Origin of the sequence: Pseudomonas sp. B1(2018) (genome assembly GCF_003097365.1) — a bacterium.
Taxonomy (GTDB): Bacteria; Pseudomonadota; Gammaproteobacteria; order Pseudomonadales; family Pseudomonadaceae; genus Aquipseudomonas; species Aquipseudomonas laurylsulfatiphila.
In genome coordinates this window covers 34,973-60,622 of record NZ_PYUK01000016.1, presented here as the reverse complement: position 1 = coordinate 60,622, position 25,650 = coordinate 34,973, and the positions used below count along the sequence as shown (strand labels likewise).

The following is a 25,650-nucleotide window of genomic DNA, read 5'->3' as shown; positions in this document are numbered from 1 at the left end:
GTTTGGTGGGCCCACACGGACTTGAACCGTGGACCAAAGGATTATGAGTCCTCTGCTCTAACCAACTGAGCTATAGGCCCTCAGTAGGTCGCGGATTATAGCGACGGTTTCGCGGCTGTGCTATCCGAAAAAGCCATTACGGTTGTACGAAGAAACGTCGCGGCGAATTCGTCGGCGGGCAAGGGCAGGCTGACGATGTAGCCCTGGATCTGTTCGCAGCCCTCGGCGGCGAGGAATTGCTGTTGCGCCTGGGTCTCGACGCCTTCGGCGATCACGGTGAATTGCATGCTGCGCCCGAGGGCGATGATGGCGCGTACGATCGCCGCATCGTGGGGGTCGTCCGGCAGGCCGCGGACGAAGGACTGGTCGATCTTGAGGATGTCCAGCGGCAGGCGCTTGAGATAGCTCAGGGACGAGTAGCCGGTGCCGAAGTCATCGATGGCCAGTTGCACGCCCAGATGTTTGAGTTGATGCAGCACCGCCAGCGCTTCTTCGGCCTGGCTCATGATGAAGTTTTCGGTGATTTCCAGTTGCAGGAATCCGGGGTTGAGGCCGTTGTCCTTGAGTAACTGTTCGATGCGGCCCAGCAGGTTGGGCTGGCGCAATTGGGCGCCGGCAAGGTTGACCGACAACGGGCCGGGGCTTTCGTACTGGCGGTGCCATTCGGCCATCTGCCGGCAGGCGGTTTCCAGGACCCAGTCACCGATTTGCAGGATCATGCCGTTTTCTTCAGCCAGCGGGATGAAGTGTTCTCGCGGCACGTCGCCAAAGGTCGGGTGGCGCCAGCGGATCAGGGCTTCGGCGCCGACCAGGCTGTAGTCGTCGAGGCTGATTTTCGGTTGGTAGCACAGGTGCAATTCGTTGCGCTCGATGGCGCGGCGCAGTTCGTGTTCCAGCGCCACGCGTTCGCTGGCCTGGGCGGTGAGGTCGCGGGTGTAGCTTTCGACGCGGTTGCGGCCCTTGGCCTTGGAGCGGTACATCGCCGCGTCGGCGTTTTTGATCAGCGTGGCAACGTCGCAGCCATCCTTGGGATAGAGGCTGGTGCCGATGCTGGAGCTGATGAAAAACTCGTGTTCGCCGGCCTGGAACGGCGCGGCGAAACAATTGAGCAATTTGGTGGCGATGTTGTCGGCATCACTGGATTGTTGCAGGCCCGGCAGCAGGATAATGAACTCGTCACCGCCCAGGCGTGCCACGGTATCGATGTCCCGCAACTGCTCCTTGAGACGTACGGCAATGCCCTTGAGCAGCAGGTCGCCCACCGGGTGGCCGAGGCTGTCGTTGATGTGCTTGAAGCGGTCAAGGTCAAGGAACAGCACGGCGCCCTGGCCGCCGTTCTCCTGCTGGTTGTTGAGTGCCATCAGCAAGCGGTTTTCGAACAGCGTGCGGTTCGGCAGGCCGGTCAGCGGGTCGTGGTGCGCCTGGTAGTCGAGCTTGGCCTGGGCATGCTTGAGGCTGGAGATGTCGGCGAATACCGCGACAAAGTGGGTGATGAACTTGTCACGGTTGCGCACGGCGCTGATGGTCAGCCAGCTCGGGTACAGCTCGCCATTTTTGCGCCGATTGGAAATCTCGCCCTGCCAATGACCTTCGGCAGTCAATTGATGCCACATGGCCGCGTAGAACGCGCTGTCATGCAAGCCCGAAGCAAGCAGCCGTGGCGTGTGGCCCAGCGCTTCGCTTTCGCTGTAACCGGTGATTTCGGTGAAAGCACGGTTGACCGCACTGATGTGCTGTTGGGTATCGGTAATCAACACGCCTTCGGCGGTGCTTTCGAACACGGTCGCGGCTTGTTGCAGTTTTTCCTGCATCAGGTGCCGCTCGGTGATGTCCCGGGCGATGGTCAGCATGCAGTCGTCATCGCCGATCGGCAGCGGACGGCTGGACACTTCACAGAGGCGGATCTGCCCGTCGCTGCGGCGGATATGGCAACTGAAGTCGCGGACAAAACCGTCCCGATGCAGCAGGTCGAGCATTTGTTTGCGTTCATTGAGATTGACCCAGATCCCCAGGTCCAGCACCGAACGATCCACCGACATGGCGCTGTTGAATCCGGTGATGCGACTGAAACCCTCGTTAACCTCCATCAGCAAGCCGTCACTTTGCCGCGACAGCAGCAGGCCGTCGGGGGACGCATGGAAAGCCTTGGCGAACTTCTCTTCGGACGTTTGCAGTTGTTGCTGGGTTTCCTTGAGCTGGGTGATGTCCCGCACCACGACCACCAGCGCCGGTGTCATGTCGAGGTCGAACGGTTCGGCGGAGATCAGCCCGGTGAACACCTGGCCGTTGCTGCGACGGAAGGGCATTTCCAGGTTGCGGATGCTGCCGGCCTGCAAGCGTTGCAACAGACCCGGACCAACGCCGGGAATCCCCCAGATGTTCAGGTCGGTGGCGGTCAGTCCAATGACGTCCTCGGCCTTGAGGCCGATCTGTTCTTCGAACGCTTCGTTGACCTCCAGCAGGCAACCGTCGCTCAGGCGGGCGATCACCAGAATGTCAGGGCATTGCTGGAACACGGAAGCGAATTTCTGTTCCGACAGGCGCAGCGCTTCTTCGGTGCGCTTGGCGTCGGTGATGTCGATCATCAACCCGCGCATCACCGGCTCATGCCCATGCTCGATCAGGCTGACGATGTCGCGCACCCACAGGCAGCGCCCGTCGGCGGTAATCACCCGGTAATCGAGGCGGTGATCGCGTCCGGCCAGCACTTCGTGATCGCAGAAAGTCTGGGCACGAATCAGGTCGGCGGGGTGAATGATGTTGCGCCAGAAGCCTGGAATCAGCCAATGGGAGAGGGGATAGCCAAGAAGATCTTCGGCGTGGGGCGATACATAGCTGTAGGTGTAGTCGGTGACCCTTGCCTCCCAGGCGATGGCCGACAGGCTCTCTACCAGGCCGCGATAGTGGTACTCGCTGCTGCGCAGTTCCTGTTCAAGATCGACCCGGCGGGCGATTTCCGAACTCAAGCGGCGGTTGATGCGGATAACCGCCGCCAGCACCAGGGTCAGCAGCAGCAACCCGGGCAGGCCATACACCAGCAGGTCATTCCAGAAAGTTCGATGATCAATGACGTTGCCGACCCAATGCTCCTGAATGGCGCTGATTTCGGCGGGGCTCATATCCGCCAGGACTTTGTCGAGAATGCCGACGAGGATTGCGTTGTCGCGGGGTACTGCCATGGCCAGTTGATAGCGATAGGGGGTTTCACCGCTGACATACAGCCCGTCGAGCTTGAGCTGACGCAGGCTCCAGACGCTGGACGCCAGATCGCCCACCACCGCATCCACTGCACCGGTGGCCAGCGCCTGTAACGTCGAACTGACATTGGGCATCGCCACCAGGTTCAGGTCGGGATTGTGGGTGCGCAGCAGTTCGTGGGGGGCGTAGTTTTCCACCACGGCGATTTTCAGGCCATACAGGTCTTGCAGGTTGTGTGGCTGGGCGCCCCTGACATGGGCCAGGATGACGATCGGAAAATCCAGATAGGGGCGGGTGAACGACAGGTATTTCTGGCGTTCAGGGGTCGACATGATGCCCGGCAGCAGGTCGATTTTGCTCTTTTTGGCTTGTTCCAGGACGGCGGTCCAGCTCACCGGCTCGATGGGCGTGAGCCGGGTTTTCAGCCTTTGGCGAATAACCTCGATGTAATCCGCGGCAAGGCCCTGGTAGCGGCCCTCATCGTCGCGAAACTCGAAGGGCGGCCACGATGCATCGACACCCAGGCGCAAGTCCGGGTGAGCCGCCAGCCAGCTACGTTCATCCTCAGTTAGAGTCAGCGCGCCAGCCGTTGCGGTCCAGGTCATGAGCGACAGCAAAAAAAGCACGGTCGGCAGTCTGGGCATAACGGTCTCGTTATGGCTCTGGGGAATGTTTCGAGTGTAGACGGGCTACAGGGCGGAGGGGAGGTGTGGAGATATTAATCTGCCATAAAACAAAACCCCCGGCCTAGGCCGGGGGTTTTGTGATTACTCGTCGAGGAAGGAGCGTAGATGCTCGCTTCTCGTCGGGTGGCGCAGCTTGCGCAACGCCTTGGCTTCGATCTGACGAATCCGCTCACGGGTCACGTCAAACTGCTTACCAACCTCTTCGAGGGTGTGGTCGGTATTCATGTCGATACCGAAACGCATGCGCAGTACCTTGGCTTCACGGGCAGTGAGGCCGGACAGCACTTCGCGAGTCGCTTCTTTCAGGCTCTCAACGGTTGCAACATCGATTGGCGACTGCATGGTCGAGTCTTCGATGAAGTCACCCAGATGGGAGTCTTCGTCATCACCGATCGGCGTTTCCATGGAGATCGGCTCTTTAGCGATCTTCAATACCTTGCGGATCTTGTCCTCAGGCATTTCCATGCGTTCGCCCAGCTCTTCCGGGGTCGGTTCGCGACCCATTTCCTGCAGCATCTGCCGGGAAATGCGGTTGAGCTTGTTGATCGTCTCGATCATGTGCACCGGAATACGGATGGTGCGGGCCTGGTCGGCGATCGAGCGAGTGATCGCCTGACGGATCCACCAGGTGGCATAAGTCGAGAATTTGTAGCCGCGACGGTATTCGAACTTGTCTACCGCTTTCATCAAGCCGATGTTGCCTTCCTGGATCAGATCGAGGAACTGCAGGCCGCGGTTGGTGTACTTCTTGGCGATCGAGATCACCAGACGCAAGTTGGCTTCAACCATCTCTTTCTTCGCGCGGCGGGCCTTGGCCTCACCGATCGACATGCGACGGTTGATGTCCTTGATCTCGGCGATGGTCAAACCGGTTTCGGTTTCCAGCGCGGTCAGCTTCTGCTGGCAACGGACGATGTCCGGCTGCAGACGACCAATGGCTTCAGCGTATTTGCTTTTGCCTTTGGCCAGGGCGTCACTCCAGCTTTCGTCGACTTCGTTGCCCGGGAACTGGCGCAGGAAGTCGGCACGCGGCATGCGCGCATCACGAACGCAGAGCTGCATGATTGCACGCTCTTGCTGACGCAGGCGATCCAGGGCACTGCGAACACGCTCGACCAGGGCTTCGAATTGCTTCGGTACCAGTTTGATCGGCATGAACAGGTCGGCCAGGGCCAGCAACTCGGCAATCGCTGCCTTGTTGTGACGACCGTGCTTTTTCAGCGCCTTGCGGGTGATTTCCATCTGATCGGCCACAGCGCCAAAACGCTGGGCGGCGATGATCGGATCCGGACCGCTTTCGGCTTCTTCCTCGTCATCCGAGGCTTCACCGTCTTCGTCGTCGGTGTCGTCATCCGCCTTGACGGCTTTCGCGTCAATCGGTGGCGGCACTTCTGCCGCAGGCGGCGCGATGCCGTCGTCCGGGTCGATATAACCGCTCAGGACGTCGGACAGGCGGCCACCTTCGGTGGTGACGCGGGTGTACTCGGAGAGAATATGATCAACCGTGCCAGGGAAGTGCGCGATGGCGCTCATCACCTCACGGATGCCCTCTTCAATACGCTTGGCGATTTCAATTTCGCCTTCACGCGTGAGGAGCTCCACCGTACCCATTTCGCGCATGTACATGCGCACCGGGTCGGTAGTGCGACCAATGTCGGTCTCGACCGCAGCCAACGCTGCAGCGGCCTCTTCGGCTGCGGCTTCGTCGGTATCGGCGTCGGCCAGCATAAGGGAATCCTTATCTGGCGCAACCTCGAATACGTTGATCCCCATGTCATTGATCATGCGGATGATGTCTTCCACCTGTTCCGGATCTGAAATATCCTCCGGCAGGTGGTCGTTGACCTCCGCGTAAGTCAGGTAGCCCTGCTCACGACCAAGTGTGATCAACTCTTTGATACGAGACTGCTGTTGCGCTTTTCCGGACATAACACCCTATCCACTGAAGGTCTTGGCGGGCAAAAAACAAGCCGAGGATTATACCTGAGCTATGACCTCACGCGCCAGTTGAGGTCGGGTTTGATGCGGAAACATTGCGACTTAAAAGGTCGCGCAGTTGGTTTTTCTCTTCGGTACTCAATTCACTTTGACGTGCTTTTCGAAGAAGTTGTTCCAGGTTTCGCTCGCGTTGGCGGGCTGACAAGCTAGTAATGGTGTCGAAAAACTGTTGTTCAAGGTTGTCTCCATCAATCAGCCATTCCTTTTCCGCCAGGGCCTTGAGCAAGCGGCCCTGCTCTGTGCCGTGCCAGCGGGCAATCAGCTGAATTGAGTTTAGCTTGGGATTCTTCTGCACGGCTTCGAGCAGCGCCACCAGCAATTGTGTGTTGGTGTGATCCTCGGCGGCGAAGTGCCCGGCATCCTCGACTTTCTCGGCCAGTTGCGGGTGATGCAGCAGCGTGCGCAAGGCGGCGAGGGTCGGCGGTTCTACGGCGGCGGGCACTCGTGGCGCGCGGGGTTGATCGCGATCACCGCCCCGTTTGCCATTCTTGTCCCACGGTTTCTTGTCCCATTTCTTGCCTCCTGCACCGGGTTTCTTTGGCGTCCATTCCTGCTGCGGCACATACATGTCCTGTGCCTGCGGCTGATGATAGTCGCTGTAATCGGGCATCGCGTCGTAATCGATGCCCGGATCGTAGGCCGGCGGTGCTTCCTGCGGGGCGCTTTGTGCCAGCTGGCTCACCGCTTCGCCGCTCAGGCCGGTGATTTCGCTCAGGCGCTGACGCATCAGGGTGCGCAGGTTGGCGCCCGGGACTTTGTCGATCAGCGGTGCGGCGAGGGTGGCCATGTGGGCCTTGCCTTCGAGCGAGCGCGGGTCGGCTTCTTCCGTCAATTGCTGGAAGAAGTAATCGGCCAGAGGTTGTGCGTGCTGGTTGATCCGTGCGCGGAAGGCGTCGGTGCCTTCGGAGCGGACCAGGGTGTCCGGATCCTCGCCCTCGGGCAGGAACAGAAAACGTGCACGACGACCGTCCTGCAAGCTCGAAAGTGTCGCCTCCAGTGCCCGCCAGGCCGCATTGCGACCGGCCTGATCGCCGTCGAAGCAGAACAGCACGCTGGGCACGACGCGAAACAGCCGCTTGAGGTGCTCTTCGCTGGTGGCGGTACCCAGGGTCGCGACGGCATTGCGCAGGCCTTGCTGGGCCAGGGCGATGACGTCCATGTAGCCCTCGACGACGATGATCTCGTCGAGGTTGCGGTTGGTCTTGCGCGCTTCGTACAGGCCGTAGAGTTCCTGGCCCTTATGGAACACCGGGGTTTCCGGGGAGTTGAGGTACTTCGGCTTGTCGTCGCCCAATACGCGGCCGCCAAAGGCGATGACGCGCCCGCGGCTGTCGCGGATCGGGAACATCACTCGGTCGCGGAAGCGGTCGTAACGTTTGCCGCTTTCGGCGTTTTCGATCAGCAGGCCGGCATCGATCATGGCTTTTTGCTGCAGGGTATCGCTGCTCAAGTGCTTGAACAGGTTGTCCCAACCGGGCGGCGCAAAGCCCAGGCCGAAGTCCCGGGCGATTTCGCCCGTCAGCCCGCGACCTTTCAGGTAGTCCACGGCGGCCTTGCGCGATGGATGGCTCTTCAAGGCCTGGCGATAAAAGTCGGCGGCGGCGCTGAGCAGCGGATACAGCGGCGAATCGGTCGGCTGCCGCGGCTTGTGCGGGCGGCCGCTTTCTTCGCGGGGGATTTCCATGCCGGCGGCTTTGGCCAGTTCTTCGACCGCCTGGACGAAATCCAGGTTGTCGTGGTCCATGATGAAGCCGAGGGCGTTGCCGCCAGCGCCGCAGCCGAAGCAATAGTAGAATTGCTTGTCGGGGCTGACGCTGAACGAGGGCGTCTTTTCCTTGTGGAACGGGCAGCAGGCGGTGTGGTTCTTGCCGGCTTTTTTCAATTGCAGGCGAGAGCTGACCACATCGACGATGTCGGTGCGGTTCAGAAGGTCGTCAATGAAGCTCTGGGGAATTAGCCCGGCCATGGCGTTCTCGTCATCTGCGCTGAAAGGAGCCCGAAACGTACGGTGACCGAACGCGGGCATTGATTGAGGCGCGCAAAGTGTGCGGCTCGACCAGTGTCGTCTGCGTAATCGCTGTCGGGAAGTGTATCTGCCGAAAATCCACTGACGTTAATGCCAATCAGTATTCGACTGTTTGAATGTGTTGCGCTGAATCCGCTGCGGCCAATCACAGGCCTCGGATAGCTCATCATTCGGCACGCAAGCAGGTGCCTTGGGCTGATCGTCGTGAGAGGAATCAGTGGGTGTGCTCGTCAGTAGCCTTGAAAGGCTCGTCAGAAAAGACGTGCACCGCTGGCAAAAGAGCCAGGTCTGACGCGGTGAAGCAGATTTGTCTCGGTCGCGTCTGCGGCTTCGACAGTGAAGCATCAAGCGTTTTACGCAAATGCCATAAGCCCGGCTGAGGGCCGGGCTTGGCAGAAGCTTGCTACGGTCGTCTGTGTATTAGTACAGACGAACGGCGCGGCGCTGTTCGCGCTGAACTTTCTTGGCGTGACGCTTAACAGCAGCAGCTGCTTTGCGCTTACGCTCAGAAGTTGGCTTCTCGTAAAATTCGCGGCTACGAACTTCAGCCAGTACACCGGCTTTTTCGCAGGAGCGCTTGAAACGACGCAGAGCTACGTCGAAGGGTTCGTTCTCTTTTACTTTGACGGCTGGCATCCAGAGCTACCTTCATTCATTACCGGGGTCAACATCCTCGCGGCAAAAGAGCACTTGAAGACGTCGGTTTTTAAGGGTTGCGGATGTTAACCCCTCATCGCTCGGAATGCAAAGCCTCTGATCGAAAACCGCTGGTCGGGGCATCCTGCGACGACTATTATGCGCGCCTTCGAATTCAGCCTAAACAAGGCGCAAACCCATGCTAGTACTGGGATTAGAAACCTCCTGCGACGAAACCGGCGTCGCATTATATGACAGTGAACGCGGGCTGTTGGCCGATGCGCTTTTCAGTCAGATCGACCTGCACCGCGCCTATGGTGGCGTGGTGCCGGAGCTGGCCTCGCGCGATCACGTCAAACGCATGCTGCCCTTGATTCGTCAGGTGTTGGCCGAGGCCGACTGCGTGCCGACCGAGATCGACGCCATCGCCTATACCGCGGGTCCTGGCCTGGTCGGCGCCTTGCTGGTGGGGGCTTCCTGCGCCCAGGCGCTGGCCTTTGCCTGGGGTATTCCGGCCCTCGGCGTACACCACATGGAAGGCCACTTGCTGGCACCGATGCTGGAGTCGCAACCGCCGGAATTCCCGTTCGTCGCTTTGTTGGTCTCCGGTGGTCATACGCAGCTGGTTCAGGTCGACGGAATTGGTCAGTACACGCTCTTGGGCGAGACCCTGGATGATGCGGCCGGCGAAGCTTTCGACAAGACGGCCAAGATGATGGGCCTCAATTATCCGGGCGGACCGGAGATCGCTCGCCTTGCAGAGCAGGGTGTTGCAGGGCGTTTTGTCTTCCCGCGTCCGATGTGCGACCGCCCGGGTCTGGATTTCAGCTTCAGTGGCCTGAAAACCTTTGCGTTGAATACCTGGCAGCAGTGCGTCAGTGCCGGGGACGACGGCGAGCAAGCCCAATGCGACATCGCACTGGCGTTCCAGCAGGCCGTGGTGGAGACTTTGACCATCAAGTGCAAGCGTGCCCTTAAAGCCGCCGGCATGAAGCGCCTGGTGATCGCCGGGGGCGTCAGTGCCAACAAGGCGTTGCGCGTTTCTCTGGAGAAAATGCTCGGCGATATGAAGGGCGATGTGTTTTATGCCCGTCCGCAGTTCTGTACCGATAACGGTGCGATGATCGCCTTTGCCGGTTGCCAGCGCTTGCAGGCCGGTCAGCAGGAAAGCCTGGCGATCAGCGTGCAGGCACGCTGGCCGATGGAGCAGTTGTCGGCGTTGTGATGAGCGGCGTTCATGTCCGGCCGCTAGAAATGCCGTTCGCGCCCGGCAAACAGGTCGCGTAGATTGCCGCGGTGGCGCCAGACGATCAGCCCGGTGAGCGTGCTCATGGGCAGCAGGGCCGCCGGTTCTTGCCAGGCCAGCAAAGGCAGGGTCAGCGGCGTGGCGATCAGGGCGGCCAGGGAGCTGGTGCGGGTCAGGTAGAACGTCAGAAGCCAGGCGCAGACCGCCAGAAGGGCGGCGGGCGGGTACAGTCCCAGCAACATGCCGGCAGCGGTGGCGACACCCTTGCCGCCGCGAAAGCGGAAGTACAGCGGAAACAGATGGCCGATGACGGCATAGACGCCGATCCAGGCTTGCTCCTGCTGCGAAAGGCCCGCAAGGCGCGCTATCAGTACCGGCAGCAGGCCTTTGCAAAGGTCGCCGAGCAGGGTCAGGATGGCGAGTTTCTTGCCGGCCAGGCGCAACATGTTGGTGGCGCCGGCATTGCCCGAGCCACTCATTCGCGGATCGGGGTTACCGGTCAGGCGGCTGAGCAAAATGGCAAAGGACAGAGAGCCGAGCAGGTAGGCGAGGATCGCCAATAACCAAAACATGCTAACTATTCCGGGCGAGGAAGCCCTGATTCTAACGGCGCATTGCGCCCTTGTCGTGTAGCGGAGAGAAGTGCTTGGACAGAGTGTTTATCGAGGGCCTGGAAGTCGACACGGTGATTGGTGCCTACGACTGGGAGCGAGGCATCCGACAGTGCTTGCGTCTTGACCTGAGCTTCGCCTGGGATAATCGCCCGGCCGCGGCCGGTGATGACCTGACCCTGGCGCTCGACTACGCCAGTGTTTCTTCGCGCATTCAGGCGTTTGCCGAGCAGGCGCAATACCAACTGGTCGAGACCTTTGCCGAGCGTCTGGTTGAAGTGCTGATGAGCGAATTCAAGATCACCTGGGTGCGTCTGAAGTTGACCAAGCCCGGCGCGGTCCCGGCTGCCACCGGTGGTGTGGGCGTGGAGATCGAGCGCGGATGTCGCTGACTCAGGTGTACCTCGGGCTCGGTAGCAATATCGAGCGTGAAACCCATTTGCGGGCGGGGCTCGATGCATTGGCGGCGTTCCTTGTCGATATCCGCTGTTCGGCAGTGTTCGAAAGCCAGCCGGTGGGTATCAAGAGCGGTCCGTTCTTCAATTTCGTGGTGTCGGCGTATACCGATCTGCCGCTGATGGAGCTTGATCGTCGGCTGAAGTTCATTGAGGCTGATAACGGTCGTTACGCACCGGATCGCCGAGGTTTGCCGCTGGATATCGACGTGTTGTTGTTCGGCGACCTGGTGGGCAACTTCGATGGCCTGATCTTGCCGCGGGCAGAAATCCTGAAAAATGCGTTCGTTTTGTGGCCGTTGTCGTTGATCGCGCCGGATCGCGTTCACCCCGGTGTCGGTAAAGATTTCGCCAGGTTGTGGGCCGAATCGCAGATTGATCAGGTGTTGGCGCCGGTGGCGTTTGAGTGGCGTGGGGAGCAATTGACCCCGTCCGGTTTCCTTTAAAGCAAAAGATCGCAGCCTTCGGCAGCTCCTACAGGGAAACGCCTGTGTAGGAGCTGCCGAAGGCTGCGATCTTTTGATCTTGCTTAGACTTGTTCCTTGTAGGCCTTCAACGCCTTGAGCCGCTCACGCTTGATCGCCTCACCCAACTCCGGCCCCTTGAACCCCTTCTCCAGCAACGGCTGAACCGCAACGGTTCGCGCCGCAGTCGAAGCCCCGCGCAGATAATCCGCCTGTGGATAACTTCTCTCTTCCAGCCCCTCACGTCCGCGCGCATCCATCTCGCATGCCGCGATGAACTCCTCGAACCGCTGTGGCCGACGGTAAACGTCGAAGCTTTGCAACAGTTCCAGCAATGTCGATGGCTTCAGCTCAAGGGCGCGATGCCCGTGGGTGTGGTACTCGCCTACCAGCATTGCCAGTTCCTGGCAGTCTCTCGGCGCCTTGAAGCGTTCGTTGACCGCTTTGATCAGCTTCAGGCCTTTGAACTCATGGGCAATGTGCCGCGGCCACTCCTCCTCTGGCGTCAGGCCCTTGCCCAGGTCGTGCAGCAGGCAGGCCCAGCGCACGGTCAGTGGCTGCTTGTGCAGTGCTGCTTGCTCCAACACGCTCAGGGTATGTGCGCCAGTATCGATTTCCGGGTGATGGGCCGGGGGCTGCGGGACGCCGAACAGTGCGTCGACTTCCGGCATCAGCACCTTGAGTGCGCCGCATGCGCGCAACACTTCGATAAACACCTGTGGCTGATCTTCCATCAGGGCGCGGGAGATTTCCTTCCAGCTGCGCTCGGGCGTCAGCGCCTCAAGCTCGCCTGACTCGCTGAGTTGACGCATCAGTTCCAGGGTTTCCGGGGCAACGGTAAAACCCAGTGCGGCATATCGTGCAGCAAAGCGGGCAACGCGCAGGACCCTGAGCGGATCCTCGGCAAACGCCGGGGAAACATGGCGCAGCAGGCGCGCTTCGAGATCGCGCTGGCCGTGGTAGGGGTCGATCAGGTTCTGCTGATCGTCTTCGGCCATGGCGTTGATGGTCAGGTCGCGACGGATCAGGTCTTCTTCAAGGGTGACTTCAGGGCTGGCGTGAAACGTGAACCCGCCGTAACCGCGCCCGCTTTTGCGCTCGGTGCGGGCGAGGGCGTATTCCTCGCCGCTTTTTGGATGAAGGAACACCGGGAAATCCGCACCCACCGGGCGAAAGCCCTTGGCGAGCATTTCTTCGGTGGTGGCGCCGACCACGACCCAGTCGATATCGGTGACCGGTATACCCAGCAGGCGATCACGTACCGCGCCGCCGACTTTATAAATACGCATAAAAAACCTCCGTTAGCTCGACAGGATAACCCTTGCATCGAGCTTTCGGAGGCACAAAGCGGATCAAAGATGGATGACAGCCAGGTCCAGTCGACCGTAATCACCTTCACTGTGCTCGTTTCGGGGCGGCACATGGTGGGTTTTCATCACGGTGTCCCCTTGCAGGGTTTCCAGGTGAATGTCGAAACCCCAGAGACGGTGCAGGTGTTTGAGCACTTCTTCGGTCGAGTCGCCCAGCGGTTTGCGGTCGTGTTGCTGGTGACGCAGGGTCAGGGAACGGTCGCCACGCCGGTCGATGCTGTAGATCTGCACGTTAGGCTCGCGATTGCCCAGGTTGTACTGTGCCGCGAGGGTTTCACGGATGATGCGGTAGCCGCCTTCGTCGTGAATGGCAGGCACCAGCAGGTCGTCCTTCTGGTCGTCATCGAGAATGCTGAACAGCTTCAGGTCGCGGATCACCTTGGGCGACAGGTACTGCAGGATGAAGCTCTCATCCTTGAAGCTGCTCATGGCGAACTTGATGGCTGCCAGCCAGTCGGTACCGGCGATGTCAGGGAACCAGCGGCGATCTTCTTCCGTGGGTTCTTCGCACATGCGACGGATGTCACGGTACATGGCAAACCCCAGGGCGTAAGGGTTGATGCCGCTGTAGTAGGGGCTGTCAAAGCCCGGCTGGAACACCACACTGGTGTGGGACGTCAGGAACTCCATCATGAAGCCGTCGGTGACCAGGCCCTCGTCGTACAGATCGTTCATCAGGGTGTAGTGCCAGAAGGTGGCCCAACCTTCGTTCATCACCTGGGTCTGGCGCTGTGGATAAAAATACTGGGCGATCTTGCGCACGATGCGCACGATTTCCCGCTGCCATGGTTCCAGCAGCGGCGCATGTTTTTCGATGAAATACAGGATGTTTTCCTGAGGTTCGGCGGGAAAGCGTGCGTTGTCCTTGTCGCTGTATTTGTCCGCGCCTTTGGGAATGGTGCGCCACAGATCGTTGATCTGTTTCTGCAAATGCTCTTCCCGGTCCTTTTGCCGGCGGCGCTCTTCTTCCGCGGAAATCGGATAGGGGCGTTTGTAGCGGTCGACGCCATAGTTCATCAGCGCATGGCAGGAGTCGAGCAGGTCCTCGACTGCGTCGATGCCGTGGCGCTCCTCGCATTGCATGATGTACTGCTTGGCAAACACCAGGTAATCGATGATCGAGCTGGCATCGGTCCAGGTGCGGAACAGGTAATTGCCTTTGAAAAAGCTGTTGTGCCCGTAGCAGGCATGGGCCACCACCAGCGCCTGCATGCAGATGGTGTTTTCTTCCATCAGGTAGGCGATGCACGGGTCTGAGTTGATCACGATCTCGTACGCCAGACCCATCTGGCCGCGGGTGTAGGATTTTTCAGTGCTGAGGAAGTGCTTGCCGTAGGACCAGTGGTGATAACCCAGAGGCATGCCGACGGAGGCGTAGGCATCCATCATCTGCTCGGCGGTGATCACTTCGATCTGGTTCGGGTACGTATCGAGGGCGTAACCCGCCGCAATGCGGCTGATTTCGCGGTCGTACGCCTGGATCAGCTCGAACGTCCATTCGGAGCCGGTGGAAATGGGTTGGCGCTTCTGCTCTTTGGCGGTCATGTCACTAACCTGCGCTGGAAGAGTTCACGGAAGACCGGATAGATATCCCCGGCCGAGACCAGTTGTTGCTGGGCAAACGTGTCGGAAAAGGCTTCGGCGATGCGCTCGTATTCGAACCAAAGGGCCTGGTGTTCGCGCGGGGTGATCTCAACGTAAGTGTAGTACTGCACGAATGGCATGATCTGGTTGATCAGGATGTCGCGGCAGATCGGGGAATCGTCGTTCCAGTTGTCGCCATCGGAGGCCTGTGCGGCGTAAATGTTCCACTCGTTACTCGGGTAGCGCTCGGCCATGATCTCCTGCATCAGTTTCAGGGCGCTGGAGACAATGGTGCCGCCGGTTTCCCGGGAGTAGAAAAACTCTTCCTCGTCCACTTCGCGGGCACTGGTGTGATGGCGGATGAAAACGACGTCGATCTTGTCGTAGTTACGCTTGAGAAACAGGTACAGCAGGATAAAGAAGCGCTTGGCGATGTCCTTGGTCGCCTGGGTCATCGAGCCGGACACGTCCATCAGGCAGAACATTACGGCCTTGGAACTGGGGTTGGGCTGCTTGATGAGCAGGTTGTACTTGAGGTCGAACGTGTCGAGAAACGGCACGCGGTGAATGCGCGCGCTGAGTTTTTCGATTTCAGCTTCGATTTCCTGAATATCGCCGAAGTTGTCCGGTTCTTCCTGCTTGAGTCGCAGAAGTTCTTCCTTGGCTTCGCGCAGTTTTGCTCGGCTGCTGCCGGACAGGGCGATGCGTCGGGCATGGGCTGAGCGCAGGGTGCGGATGATGTTGATCCGCGACGGGTTGCCCTCGTTGCTGATCCCGGCCCGCACGGTCTTGAAGGTGTCGGTGCCGGTCAGGTTGCGTTTGACCAGGTTGGGCAGTTCCAGATCCTCGAACATGAATTCGAGGAACTCTTCCTGGGTGATCTGGAAGACGAATTCGTCCATTCCTTCACCGGAATTGCCAGCCTTGCCGGGGCCTCGGCCACCACCGCCTCCCGGTGGGCGGGCGATATGTTCGCCACTGGTGAACTCCTTGTTGCCCGGGTGCACGACCGTCTGCTTGCCACCGCGCCCGTGGTGAAGCACCGGCTCGTCGATGTCGCGGCCGGGAATGCTGATTTGTTCGCCGTGTTCCATATCGGTAATGGAGCGCCGGCTGACCGCCTCTTCGACAGCCTTTTTAATGTGATCACGGTAGCGCCGCAGAAACCGCTGGCGGTTCACCGTGCTCTTGTTCTTGCCATTGAGACGTCGGTCGATCACATAGCTCATGACTGCTCCTTAGAAGCTGTCCTGAAAGGGGCGAGCGGTGATGCAGCATCGAACCGAGAGCCGAGGGATATTGAACGCTCCCCCAAGCGCCTTGGATGCTGCCTGAACTCGCTACCGACTTTCGAACACCTTCCAGAGGCCTGTGTAACAGAAAAAGCGCACACAGGTCTCTGGCTGACGACAACCGGTCTGACCGGCAGCGGGTTATTGTGATTTTCTGACCCGCAGGTACCACTCGGACAGCAGTCGTACCTGTTTGTCGGTGTAGCCCCGCTCGACCATCCGTGTGACGAAGTCGTTGTGTTTTTGCTGGTCCTCCTTGCTGGCCTTGGCGTTGAAGCTGATGACCGGTAGCAGGTCCTCGGTGTTGGAGAACATTTTCTTCTCGATGACCACCCGCAGTTTTTCGTAGCTGAGCCAGGTCGGGTTCTTGCCGTTGTTGTTGGCCCGGGCACGCAGGACGAAGTTGACGATTTCGTTGCGGAAATCCTTCGGATTGCTGATGCCGGCCGGTTTTTCGATTTTCTCCAGTTCTTCGTTCAGGGCTACGCGGTTGAGGATTTCGCCGGTTTCCGGGTCGCGGTATTCCTGGTCCTGGATCCAGAAATCGGCGTACAGCACGTAGCGATCGAAGATGTTCTGGCCGTACTCGCTGTAGGACTCGAGGTAGGCAGTCTGGATCTCCTTGCCGATGAATTCGATGTAGCGCGGTGCCAGGTACTCCTTGAGGAAGCGCAGATAGCGTTCGCGGGTCTCGGCCTGGAACTGTTCCTGTTCGATCTGTTGTTCCAGCACATAGAGCAGATGTACCGGGTTGGCGGCAATTTCGTGCGGATCGAAGTTGAACACCTTCGACAGGATCTTGAACGCGAAGCGGGTCGAGAGGCCGTTCATGCCTTCGTCGACACCGGCGTTGTCACGGTACTCCTGGATCGACTTGGCTTTCGGATCGGTGTCCTTGAGGTTCTCGCCGTCGTACACGCGCATCTTCGAATAGATGTTGGAGTTTTCCGGCTCTTTAAGGCGTGAGAGCACGGTGAACTGGGCCAGCATCTTCAGGGTGTCCGGCGCGCAATGCGCCTTGGCCAGCGAACTGTTGAACAGCAGCTTGTCGTAGATCTTCACTTCGTCACTGACCCGCAGGCAGTACGGCACTTTGACGATGTAGATCCGGTCGATGAAGGCTTCGTTGTTCTTGTTGTTGCGGAAGGTGTGCCACTCCGATTCGTTGGAGTGCGCCAGCAGGATCCCGGTGAACGGAATCGCACCAAGGCCTTCGGTACTGTTGTAGTTGCCTTCCTGGGTGGCGGTCAGCAACGGGTGCAGCACCTTGATCGGTGCCTTGAACATTTCGACGAATTCCATCAGGCCCTGGTTGGCCCGGCAGAGGGCGCCCGAATAGCTGTAGGCGTCGGCGTCGTTCTGTGGGAACTCCTCCAGTTTGCGGATATCGACCTTGCCCACCAGTGCCGAAATGTCCTGGTTGTTTTCGTCACCAGGCTCGGTCTTGGCCACGGCGATCTGGTTGAGGATCGACGGGTAGAGTTTCACCACGCGGAACTGGCTGATGTCGCCACCGAATTCGGCCAGGCGCTTGGTCGCCCATGGCGACATGATGGTGTTGAGGTAGCGCCGTGGAATGCCAAAGTCTTCCTCGAGGATCGCTCCATCTTCGGTGGAGTTGAACAGACCCAGGGGCGACTCGAAAACCGGCGAGCCCTTGATCGCGTAGAAGGGCACTTTTTCCATCAGCTGCTTGAGCTTCTCGGCCAGGGACGATTTACCGCCACCGACAGGGCCGAGCAGGTACAGGATCTGTTTCTTCTCTTCCAGGCCTTGAGCGGCGTGGCGGAAATACGACACGATCTGGTCGATGCATTCTTCCATCCCGTGGAAGTCTTCAAAGGCCGGATAGCGGCGGATGACCTTGTTGGAGAAGATGCGCGAAAGCCTCGAGTTGGTCGAGGTGTCGAGCAGTTCCGGTTCACCGATGGCCAGCAGTAGACGCTCGGCGGCGGAAACGTAGGCGCTGCGGTCTTTTTTGCACAGCTCAAGATACTCTTGCAGTGAGAGTTCTTCCTGGCGTGTGGACTCGAAGCGTTGTTGGAAGTGGCTAAAGATACTCATGACGTCACCTCGCTCGATACGTGGAGCCGACGCCGGATCACTCAGTCGATGCTGGCAGCAACCGAACAGGCGATTGCTGTTTACCCCCCAGAACTCTCCCGGAGCTGACGACTCCGAAAGCTACTCCCGATGACCCGTGCGCCGGTGTACCGGCTCTCCCCTGTTTTGGATGGCCTGGGCTTAAGGATAGTTGGGAATTCGAGAGGTAAAGGCGAGATACGTAATTAGTTGTGGCAGACCGTTCGTCTGCCACCGCGCTAGCCCGCGGGAGCCGGGGCCTGCAACGTTACAAAAAAATTATTCGGCAGTGCCTTGCGCCGTTTCCGTCGGATAGGTCGTACGCCACAACTCGAATCCGCCATCCATGCTGTAGACGTCGGAGAAGCCCTGGCTGATCAGGTAGGCGGCCGCACCCTGGCTGGAATTGCCGTGATAACAGACCACCACGGTCGGTGCGTCGAGGTCGGCGCCCTGGATGAAAGCGTGCAGGGAATGATTGTCCAGATGCTTCGAGCCTGCGATATGCAGGGCGGCAAAAGTGGCCGGGTCGCGGACATCGACCACCACCGCGCCTTGCTCGCGCAGGGCCTGGGCCTGTTCCGGGGGGATACGTTTGAATTCGCTCATGGCGGGCTCCTGTGGCTCGGCAGATTGGGCAGTCTAGCGCGGTGCGCTGGCTGGCGATGTTTGGGGAATGGATGAGGCGACTGGCGGTACGGCATGGCCGTGTTCGTCGCATTTGCAGGACAGGCGCTCAAAGCTGTCGACATTCATCAGGGTCAGGGCGCCGCCCCAGACGCAACCGGTGTCGAGGGCCGAGATGCCAGGCTCATTGATATTGCCTTCCAGTGCTGCCCAGTGACCGAAGATGATCTTCAGGCCCCTGGTCTTGCGCTCCTTGTGTTGGAACCAGGGTTTGTAGCCGGGGGGTGCGGTATCGAGGCCTTCCTTGCTCTTGAGGTCGAGTTTGCCTTCGGCGGTGCAAAAACGCATGCGGGTGAAATAGTTGGTGATCACCCGCAGGCGCGTCACGCCTTTGAGGTCATTGTCCCATTTCGCCGGATCGTTGCCATACATGCCATCGAGGTAGGGCGGCAGCAGGTTGTCGTCACGCAAGGCGGTCTCGACTTCGGCGGCACACTTCAAGGCTTTGCGCAGCGACCACTGGGGTGGAATGCCGGCATGGACCAGTGCCATGTTGCGCTGTTCGTCGTAGTGCATGAGCTTTTGCTGGCGCAGCCATTCGAGCAGTTCCGCGCTATCCGGCGCTTCAATGATCTCGTGCAGGGTATCGGCCTTCTTCAGGCGTTCGATGTTGCGCCCGGCCGCCAGCAGGTGCAGGTCGTGGTTGCCGAGCACGCACACCAGCGATTCGCGGATGCTATAGAGGAAGCGCAGGGTTTCCAGCGACTGTGGGCCGCGGTTGACCAGGTCGCCCACCAGCCACAGGCGATCGCGTTGAGGGTCGAACGCCACTTGTTTGAGCAGGCATTGCAAGGCCTGAAGGCAGCCTTGCAGGTCGCCGACAGCGTAGGTTGCCATCAGTGCAGGGCTCCCGGCACCGCCAGGCGGAAGGGTGCGATGATGGCATCGAAATGTTTGCCGTCGTCGGAAAGCATCTGATAGGTACCTTGCATGGTGCCGACCTTGGTGGTCATCACCGTGCCACTGCTGTAGGTGTGGCTCTTGCCGGGGTCGATCAGCGGCTGCTGGCCTACCACGCCTGCGCCGCGGACTTCTTCGACATGCCCGTCACCATCGGTGATGACCCAGTGCCGTGAAAGCAGTTTGGCGGGCATTTCGCCATTGTTTTGCACGGTAATGGTGTACGCGAAGGCAAAGCGGTCGTGCTCGGGTTGCGATTGTTCTGCCAGATAGCGGGTGACGACGCTGACGTCGACCTGATAACGAGGATCGGACATGCAAGGGGCCTTAAAAACGAAGCGGGACGCGGGGCGTAGCTGATGGGTTTCAGTCTAGGCCAAGTATCGGGTAGTAGACCAGAGTGGCGTCCTACCCGATAGCGCTCATCGCCTGTCAGTTCGCGGCAGGCTTTTGTGGCGCTTGCTCGCTGAGCTTGTCAGCCAGGCGCACGAAGGCGGCCAGGTCGAGCTGCTCGGGGCGCAGGCTGCCATCGACGCCGGCGGCTTCGATTTCGGCATTGCTCAGCAGCAGCTTGAGGGTGTTGCGCAGGGTCTTGCGGCGCTGGTTGAACGCTTCGCGCACGACGCGCTCCAGCAGGCGGTGATCCTTGGCCGGGTGCGGCAGTACCGCGTGGGGCACCAGGCGCACGATGGCCGAATCGACTTTCGGTGGCGGGTTGAACGCGCCCGGGCCGACGTTGAACAGGTGTTCGACCCGGCAATGGTACTGAACCATGATCGACAGACGGCCCCAGTCACCACCACCCGGGCCCGCAGCCAGGCGCTCGACCACTTCCTTTTGCAGCATGAAGTGCATGTCGCGGATCAGGTGCGAGTTGTGCAGCAGGTGAAAAATCAGCGGCGTGGAGATGTTGTACGGCAGGTTGCCGACCACTCGCAGGCTGCCTGGCGCGGCATTCAGGCTGTTGAAGTCGAACTTCAGCGCATCGCCCTGATGCAGGTTGAAGTTGCTCTTGCCGGCAAACTGCTGGTTGAGGATCGGGATCAGGTCCTTGTCCAGTTCCACCACGTCGAGTTGCGCGCCGCTGCTGAGCAAACCTTGGGTCAGTGCGCCCTGGCCCGGGCCGATCTCCAGCAGGCGGTCTTCTGCCTTGGCATGGATGGAGCGCAGGATGCGGTCGATAACGCCGGCATCGTGCAGGAAGTTCTGGCCAAAGCGTTTGCGCGCCTTGTGTTGGTATTGCTCGGTCATAAACGGGTCTCGGCCATCTGGTAGGCGGTTTCCAGGGCGACTTGCAGGCTGCCGGTGTCGATCTTGCCGCTGCCGGCCAGATCCAGGGCGGTGCCGTGGTCGACCGAAGTACGGATGATCGGCAAGCCGAGGGTCACGTTGACTGCCGCGCCGAAGCCTTTGTATTTCAGCACCGGCAGGCCCTGGTCGTGGTACATCGCCAGCACCGCATCGCAGTGCTCCAGATATTTGGGGGTAAACAGAGTGTCGGCGGGCAGGGGGCCGCGAAGGTCCATACCCTCGCCGCGCAGGCGCTCTAATGTGGGTTCGATGATATCGATTTCTTCATGGCCCAGGTGTCCGCCTTCACCGGCATGCGGGTTGAGCCCGCAGACCAGGATGCGCGGCCGGGCGATGCCGAACTTGTTTTGCAGGTCGGCGTGCAGGATTCGCGTGACGCGCTCCAGCCGCTCCGGCGTGATGGCATCGGCAATCTCGCGAAGGGGCAGGTGAGTGGTCACCAGGGCTACGCGTAAACCACGAGTGGCCAGCATCATCACCACTTGCGCGGTGTGGGTCAGGTCGGCAAGGAATTCCGTGTGCCCGGAAAAGGCGATGCCGGATTCGTTGATGACGCCTTTGTGCACAGGCGCGGTGATCATGCCGGCAAAATCCCCGCTCAGGCAGCCTTGGCCGGCCCGGGTCAGGGTTTCCAGGACGAACGCAGCGTTGGCCTTGTCCAGTTGTCCGGCGGTGACCTTGGCGCTGAGCGGTGTGTCCCAGACATACAGGCTGTTGGCTGGCGCGGGTACATCCGGCCAGTTGTCCGGGGTGACCGGCAGCAAGTCGACCGCCACGCCCAGTTGCGCGGCCCGCTCGATGAGCAGGTCGCGGCTGGTAATGGCAATCAGGGGATGGGGCTGGGCTTGCGAGGCGAGCAGCAGGCACAGGTCGGGACCTATGCCGGCTGGTTCACCGGGTGTCAGCGCGAAACGTTGGAGTTTCACTGCGCTGCCTGGTCGGCGCCAGGGAGTTTGATTTCCACGTACGCTTCGTCACGGATCTGACGCAGCCAGGTTTGCAGCTCTTCGTCGTATTTGCGGTTACGCAAAACGGTCATGGCTTGCTGCTCGCGAGCCTGGCTGGTGCTGTCGGTGGCGCGACGGCCCAGAACTTCCAGCACATGCCAGCCGTATTGAGTCTGGAATGGCTTGGACAGCTGACCTTGCGGGGTCTTGGCCATCACTTCGCGGAACTCGGGCACCAGCGCGTTCGGGTCGATCCAGTTCAGGTCGCCGCCGTTGAGGGCGGAACCCGGGTCTTCCGAGTAGTTTTTCGCCAGCTCACCGAAGTCTTCGCCAGCCTCGATACGACTGTAGAGCGATTCGGCCAGGGCCTTGGTTTTCGCTGCGTCGCGGATCGGGCTCGGCTTGACCAGGATGTGACGTACATGCACTTCGTCGCGCATCTGCGTCTCGCCGCCACGCTTGTCGAGGATCTTCAGGATGATGAAGCCGCCCGGGGTACGCATTGGCTGGGTGACATCACCCACCGGCATGGTGCTCAGCAGGCGATCGAACGGCGGAGGCAATTGAGCGGCTTTACGCCAGCCCATGTCACCACCTTCCAGAGCGGTTTCGCTGGCGGATTTGGCGATTGCCAACTGACTGAAGTCAGCGCCTTGCTTGAGCTGCTGGTAAATCGCATCGGCCTGTTTGGCGGCACTCTGAATCGCTTCGGAGTTGGCGCTTTCCGGCGTAGGAATCAGGATGTTGGCCAGGTGGAACTCTTCGGACAGCTGCATTTTGCCCAGGTCGGACGCCAGGAAGTTCTTCACTTCCTGCTCGGAGACCTGAATGCGTTCGGCGACCCGACGCTGGCGCACGCGGCTGATGACCATTTCGCGACGGATCTGCTCGCGTGCGTCGTCGTAGGACAGACCGTCGCGAGTCAGGGCGGCGCGGAACTGCTCGATCGACATGTTGTTGCGCTGGGCAATGGTGCCGACGGCCTGGTTCAACTCTTCATCGGTAATGCGGATGCCGGAACGCTCGCCGATCTGCAATTGCAGGTTCTCGACGATCAGGCGCTCAAGTACCTGCTGCTCCAGCACGCTGGCCGGCGGTACGGCAGAACCACGCTTGGCAATGGTTTGCTGAACTTCATGGACGCGTCGGTCCAGTTGGCTCTGCATGACCACGTCGTTGTCGACGATGGCCACCACTTTGTCGATGGACTGCACGGCGGCACTGGCCGCCGTACTCAGGAACAGCGCGCCCAGCATCAGCGGGCGCAGACAATCAGAAAGCTTGGTCTTCACGTTCACGATAACCTTGAATGCCTTTGTCGAGGAAGCTCTCTGCCTTGGCGCCGGTGAGGCCGCCGAGTCCCTTCAGAACAATTTGGAGGAAGACGCCATGGTCGCCTTTTTCGTTTTCCGGTGCCTGCTGGCTGAACTCGTCGTAATCAACGAAGTAACGGTTGATCAGGCGCAGTTTCCAGCAGCAGCTGTCGTACTCGAAGCCACCGAAGGCTTCCAGGGTACGGTTGCGGTTGTAGTCATACTGCCAGCGGCTGATAGCGCTCCATTGCGGCACGATCGGCCAGATCACCGAGAAGTCGTGCTGTTCGATCTTGTAGTAGTCCTTCACGAAGCCAGGCTGGCCTTCGGTGCCGTAGTTGCCACCGAACTGCCATTGACCGGTGTTCTGGTTGTAGATCACCTGGTCGTTACGATAGCGATAGCCGAGGTTGACGATCTTGTTCGGGTTGTCTTCAGGCTGGTAGTGGAACATCGCGCTGCCCGAGCGAGGGCTGCGGCTGTCCGGGTCCCAGTTGTAGTCGGCCGTGGTGCGCCAGTCGCGGTTCCAGCGATATTCGTATTCCAGCGCATAAGGCGAAACATTCGAATGTGCATCGGCGCGGGTTTTTGGGTCGATACCTGGCAACTGAACTTCGCGGTCCTTGAAGTACAGGGCCTGGCCAACACTGATGCGTTGGCGCTCGAAACCGCTGTCTTCGATCCAGCGACTGGTCAGGCCCAGGGACAGTTTGTTCTCGTCGCCGACACGGTCGGAGCCGGAGAAACGGTTGTCACGGAACAGCGACGCAAAGTTGAAGGTGTATTCGCTGGTGTCGAATACCGGAATGTCTTCCTGGTCGACCTCAGGCACGTACAGGTAGAACAGGCGCGGCTCCAGGGTCTGGCGGTAGTTCTTGCCGAAATACTGGGTATTGCGATCGAAGTACAGGCCGCTGTCGATGCTGGCAATCGGCACGCCGCGGTTCTGGTTGCTGTCGAACTGACCGTTGAAATTTTTAGTCCCGTTGAGAGCTGCGTTTTGATTTTGCTGAACGATTTGAGTTTTGCCGGTACCGTCCAGATCCAGTTGGTACTGGGTGTACTGGTACTTAAGCTTCGGTGTCAGGAAGCCGTATGTCGTGTTCATCGGCAGGCTCATGGCGGGCGCAAGATTCATGCGGTCGCCAGTGGCGCGAGCCAGACCTTGAATGTTGGTATCAATACGGGGAGAGCCGACGCCATCTTCGTCAAAGTAGGTCCCGTTCTGCAGATCCCGGTCAAACCGCACGAGTTCGGTGTTGTACGTGAAATCCAGGCCTTCCGGATGGTAAGGCAGCATACCGTCGAGGGTGAGCTGCGGCAGGCGGTTGTACGGGGTAATGTTCGATACGCTCGCCAGTTCGTATGCCTGGGCGTTCGCGCGAGCGGTATAGCCCTCGCCGCGATAGGTCACGGAACCCTGCTGGTTCACGTAGTCGTTGCTTTTTATGCCAATCTGGTCGGTCTGCAGATCCTGGAAGTAATACGGATCGCTGATCTTGGTGTAGTCGACTTGCGTGAGTACTCGCGAGTCGAGGCCACCCTTGTGCTGCCAGTTGTACATGTAGCGGGTTTTTTCCGAGTCGGACTGTTTGTCGCGCTCATTGCTTTCGTCGTTGAGGTACGCCGCACCGAACTGGCCTTCGCTGGACTTGGTCAGGTAGCGGAACTCGCCTTCCATCAACAAGCCGTGCTTTTCCATGTAGCGCGGGTACAACGTGGCATCGTAGTTCGGCGCCAGGTTGAAGTAGTACGGGGTGACCAGCATGAAGCCGGTATCGCTGCCGGTGCCGATGGTCGGCGGCAGGAAGCCGGACTGGCGACGGTCATCGATCGGGAAATAGATGTACGGCGTGTACAGGACCGGAATGTCCTTGACCCGCAGCGTCACGTTGGTCGCCGTACCGAAACCGGTGGCCGGGTTCAGGGTGATGTTGTTGCCCTTGAGCTGCCAGGCGTTGCTGTTCGGTTCGCACGTGGTGTACGTACCATCCTTGAGGCGGATGATCGCGTTCTCGGCGCGTTTGGCGTACAGCGCATTACCGCGGATGCGTGACTTGTGCATCACGTATTCGGCGTTGTCGACCTTGGCTTCACCGGTGTCGAGTTGCACGTCGGCGTGGTCGCCCACGATCAGCGCGCCATTGTCGCGAATGCGCACGTTGCCATTCAGGTCGCCACGGCTCTCGGCCTGGTACAGGTTGGCTTCGTCGGCTTCGACCTGCATGCTGCCCTGGCGCATGACGACGTCGCCGGCCAGGGTCGCGACTTGCTCATCCTGCTTATAGCGGGAGGCTTTTGCGCCGATAAAGGTAGGCGCGTCACTTTTATCCGTCTTGTCATTCATGCCAGGACGAATCGGTTCGATATAGGAACCAGAGCAATAAGGACCGGTTTCAGCCAATTGTGCGGCGGTGAGCTGCTCGCGGGGAACCCAGTCGAGGTGACTGTAGTCTTCGCTACGCGACTTCAGGCCACGGCCTTTGGATTCGGTGACCAGCACCGGCTTGGCGCCAGTGTCTTCACTGGAGCCGTTCTCGGCCGGGGCTTCGCCGGTGGCGGAAACTGCGCTGCCGTCATGGACGGGACGCGGTGGCAATGCAGCCGCCGGCGTCTTTGGCGCGCAGTCCCAGGAGCCCGAAGCAGAGACTGAGCAGTCAAACTGTTCCGCGGCGACCACGTAGGAAGTGGCAAGGGGTTGCAGCGCCAGCAAACTGCCGGTAACCAACAACGGAAATTTTTTACGAAACGCGGGGGATTTCAATGCCATCTTATTAGTCCGGGCTTCCTGCGTGCCATCTGCCCGCGGTGTGGGCCGCACGCCTCTCGATGGTCTGAAAAAGA

The 25,650-nt window shown here is 59.8% G+C and carries 19 protein-coding genes and 1 tRNA gene; 3 read left to right on the top strand and 17 right to left on the bottom strand.

Going from position 1 to position 25,650, the window contains the following annotated elements; all coding sequences use genetic code 11:
* Positions 1 to 3 precede the first annotated feature (3 nt).
* The 5 genes from C9422_RS22935 to rpsU form a co-directional block, all read right to left on the bottom strand.
* Positions 4 to 80, bottom strand: a tRNA-Ile gene (locus C9422_RS22935).
* A 15-nt stretch (positions 81 to 95) separates the two neighbouring features.
* A complete protein-coding gene (locus C9422_RS22930; protein WP_116582254.1) occupies positions 96 to 3,842 on the bottom strand; it encodes a bifunctional diguanylate cyclase/phosphodiesterase in 3,747 nt (1,248 codons plus the stop codon).
* Between the two features lie 123 nt (positions 3,843 to 3,965).
* Positions 3,966 to 5,813: an RNA polymerase sigma factor RpoD gene (gene rpoD, locus C9422_RS22925; RefSeq protein ID WP_007980239.1), complete on the bottom strand. Its 1,848-nt coding sequence runs from the start codon at positions 5,811 to 5,813 to the stop codon at positions 3,966 to 3,968.
* Positions 5,814 to 5,880: 67 nt separating this feature from the next.
* Positions 5,881 to 7,848 (bottom strand): DNA primase, encoded by a 1,968-nt coding sequence (dnaG, locus tag C9422_RS22920; RefSeq protein ID WP_007980233.1) that lies wholly within the window; start codon positions 7,846 to 7,848, stop codon positions 5,881 to 5,883.
* Positions 7,849 to 8,328: 480 nt separating this feature from the next.
* On the bottom strand, positions 8,329 to 8,544 hold the full coding sequence (gene rpsU, locus C9422_RS22915) for a 30S ribosomal protein S21 (protein ID WP_002551877.1): 216 nt from the start codon (positions 8,542 to 8,544) through the stop codon (positions 8,329 to 8,331).
* Positions 8,545 to 8,743: 199 nt separating this feature from the next.
* Between rpsU and tsaD the strand changes: the two genes are divergently transcribed.
* Positions 8,744 to 9,769 (top strand): tRNA (adenosine(37)-N6)-threonylcarbamoyltransferase complex transferase subunit TsaD, encoded by a 1,026-nt coding sequence (gene tsaD / locus C9422_RS22910; RefSeq protein WP_116582253.1) that lies wholly within the window; start codon positions 8,744 to 8,746, stop codon positions 9,767 to 9,769.
* A gap of 23 nt (positions 9,770 to 9,792) precedes the next feature.
* Here tsaD and plsY read toward each other — a convergent pair whose 3' ends face one another.
* Positions 9,793 to 10,362 (bottom strand): glycerol-3-phosphate 1-O-acyltransferase PlsY, encoded by a 570-nt coding sequence (gene plsY, locus C9422_RS22905; RefSeq protein ID WP_007993197.1) that lies wholly within the window; start codon positions 10,360 to 10,362, stop codon positions 9,793 to 9,795.
* Between the two features lie 74 nt (positions 10,363 to 10,436).
* Between plsY and folB the strand changes: the two genes are divergently transcribed.
* Together folB and folK are read left to right on the top strand one after the other, a co-directional pair.
* A complete protein-coding gene (gene folB, locus C9422_RS22900) occupies positions 10,437 to 10,793 on the top strand; it encodes a dihydroneopterin aldolase (RefSeq protein WP_007980224.1) in 357 nt (118 codons plus the stop codon).
* The gene (gene folK / locus C9422_RS22895) at positions 10,784 to 11,302 is read left to right on the top strand and encodes a 2-amino-4-hydroxy-6-hydroxymethyldihydropteridine diphosphokinase (protein WP_116582252.1); all 519 of its coding nucleotides are present in this window, start codon (positions 10,784 to 10,786) and stop codon (positions 11,300 to 11,302) included. The genes folB and folK overlap by 10 nt, the downstream gene beginning before the upstream one ends.
* 83 nt (positions 11,303 to 11,385) lie before the next feature.
* On the opposite strand, the gene C9422_RS22890 is transcribed toward folK, so the two are convergent.
* From C9422_RS22890 to C9422_RS22840, 11 genes are all read right to left on the bottom strand, one after another.
* Positions 11,386 to 12,609, bottom strand: coding sequence for a multifunctional CCA addition/repair protein (locus C9422_RS22890; protein WP_116582251.1), 1,224 nt, complete (start codon positions 12,607 to 12,609; stop codon positions 11,386 to 11,388).
* A 63-nt stretch (positions 12,610 to 12,672) separates the two neighbouring features.
* The gene (locus tag C9422_RS22885) at positions 12,673 to 14,235 is read right to left on the bottom strand and encodes a SpoVR family protein (RefSeq protein ID WP_007980219.1); all 1,563 of its coding nucleotides are present in this window, start codon (positions 14,233 to 14,235) and stop codon (positions 12,673 to 12,675) included.
* Positions 14,232 to 15,503, bottom strand: a complete 1,272-nt coding sequence (locus C9422_RS22880; protein WP_007980218.1) for a YeaH/YhbH family protein — start codon at positions 15,501 to 15,503, stop codon at positions 14,232 to 14,234. Before C9422_RS22880 ends, C9422_RS22885 begins: the two co-directional genes overlap by 4 nt.
* Positions 15,504 to 15,707: 204 nt before the next feature.
* On the bottom strand, positions 15,708 to 17,630 hold the full coding sequence (locus tag C9422_RS22875; protein ID WP_007980217.1) for a PrkA family serine protein kinase: 1,923 nt from the start codon (positions 17,628 to 17,630) through the stop codon (positions 15,708 to 15,710).
* Positions 17,631 to 17,927: 297 nt separating this feature from the next.
* Positions 17,928 to 18,257 carry a thiosulfate sulfurtransferase GlpE gene (gene glpE / locus C9422_RS22870; RefSeq protein WP_116582250.1) on the bottom strand — a complete coding sequence of 110 codons (330 nt, stop codon included), beginning with the start codon at positions 18,255 to 18,257 and terminating at the stop codon, positions 17,928 to 17,930.
* A gap of 33 nt (positions 18,258 to 18,290) precedes the next feature.
* Entirely contained in the window at positions 18,291 to 19,172 is an 882-nt protein-coding gene (locus C9422_RS22865; RefSeq protein ID WP_116582249.1) for a symmetrical bis(5'-nucleosyl)-tetraphosphatase, read from the bottom strand.
* On the bottom strand, positions 19,172 to 19,552 hold the full coding sequence (gene apaG / locus C9422_RS22860) for a Co2+/Mg2+ efflux protein ApaG (RefSeq protein ID WP_007980214.1): 381 nt from the start codon (positions 19,550 to 19,552) through the stop codon (positions 19,172 to 19,174). Before apaG ends, C9422_RS22865 begins: the two co-directional genes overlap by 1 nt.
* A gap of 115 nt (positions 19,553 to 19,667) precedes the next feature.
* Positions 19,668 to 20,486, bottom strand: coding sequence for a 16S rRNA (adenine(1518)-N(6)/adenine(1519)-N(6))-dimethyltransferase RsmA (rsmA, locus tag C9422_RS22855; RefSeq protein ID WP_007980213.1), 819 nt, complete (start codon positions 20,484 to 20,486; stop codon positions 19,668 to 19,670).
* Positions 20,483 to 21,472: a 4-hydroxythreonine-4-phosphate dehydrogenase PdxA gene (gene pdxA / locus C9422_RS22850; protein WP_116582248.1), complete on the bottom strand. Its 990-nt coding sequence runs from the start codon at positions 21,470 to 21,472 to the stop codon at positions 20,483 to 20,485. The genes rsmA and pdxA overlap by 4 nt, the downstream gene beginning before the upstream one ends.
* On the bottom strand, positions 21,469 to 22,791 hold the full coding sequence (gene surA / locus C9422_RS22845; RefSeq protein ID WP_007980211.1) for a peptidylprolyl isomerase SurA: 1,323 nt from the start codon (positions 22,789 to 22,791) through the stop codon (positions 21,469 to 21,471). Before surA ends, pdxA begins: the two co-directional genes overlap by 4 nt.
* Positions 22,766 to 25,576, bottom strand: coding sequence for an LPS-assembly protein LptD (locus tag C9422_RS22840; protein ID WP_116582247.1), 2,811 nt, complete (start codon positions 25,574 to 25,576; stop codon positions 22,766 to 22,768). Before C9422_RS22840 ends, surA begins: the two co-directional genes overlap by 26 nt.
* Between the last annotated feature and the right edge of the window lie 74 nt (positions 25,577 to 25,650).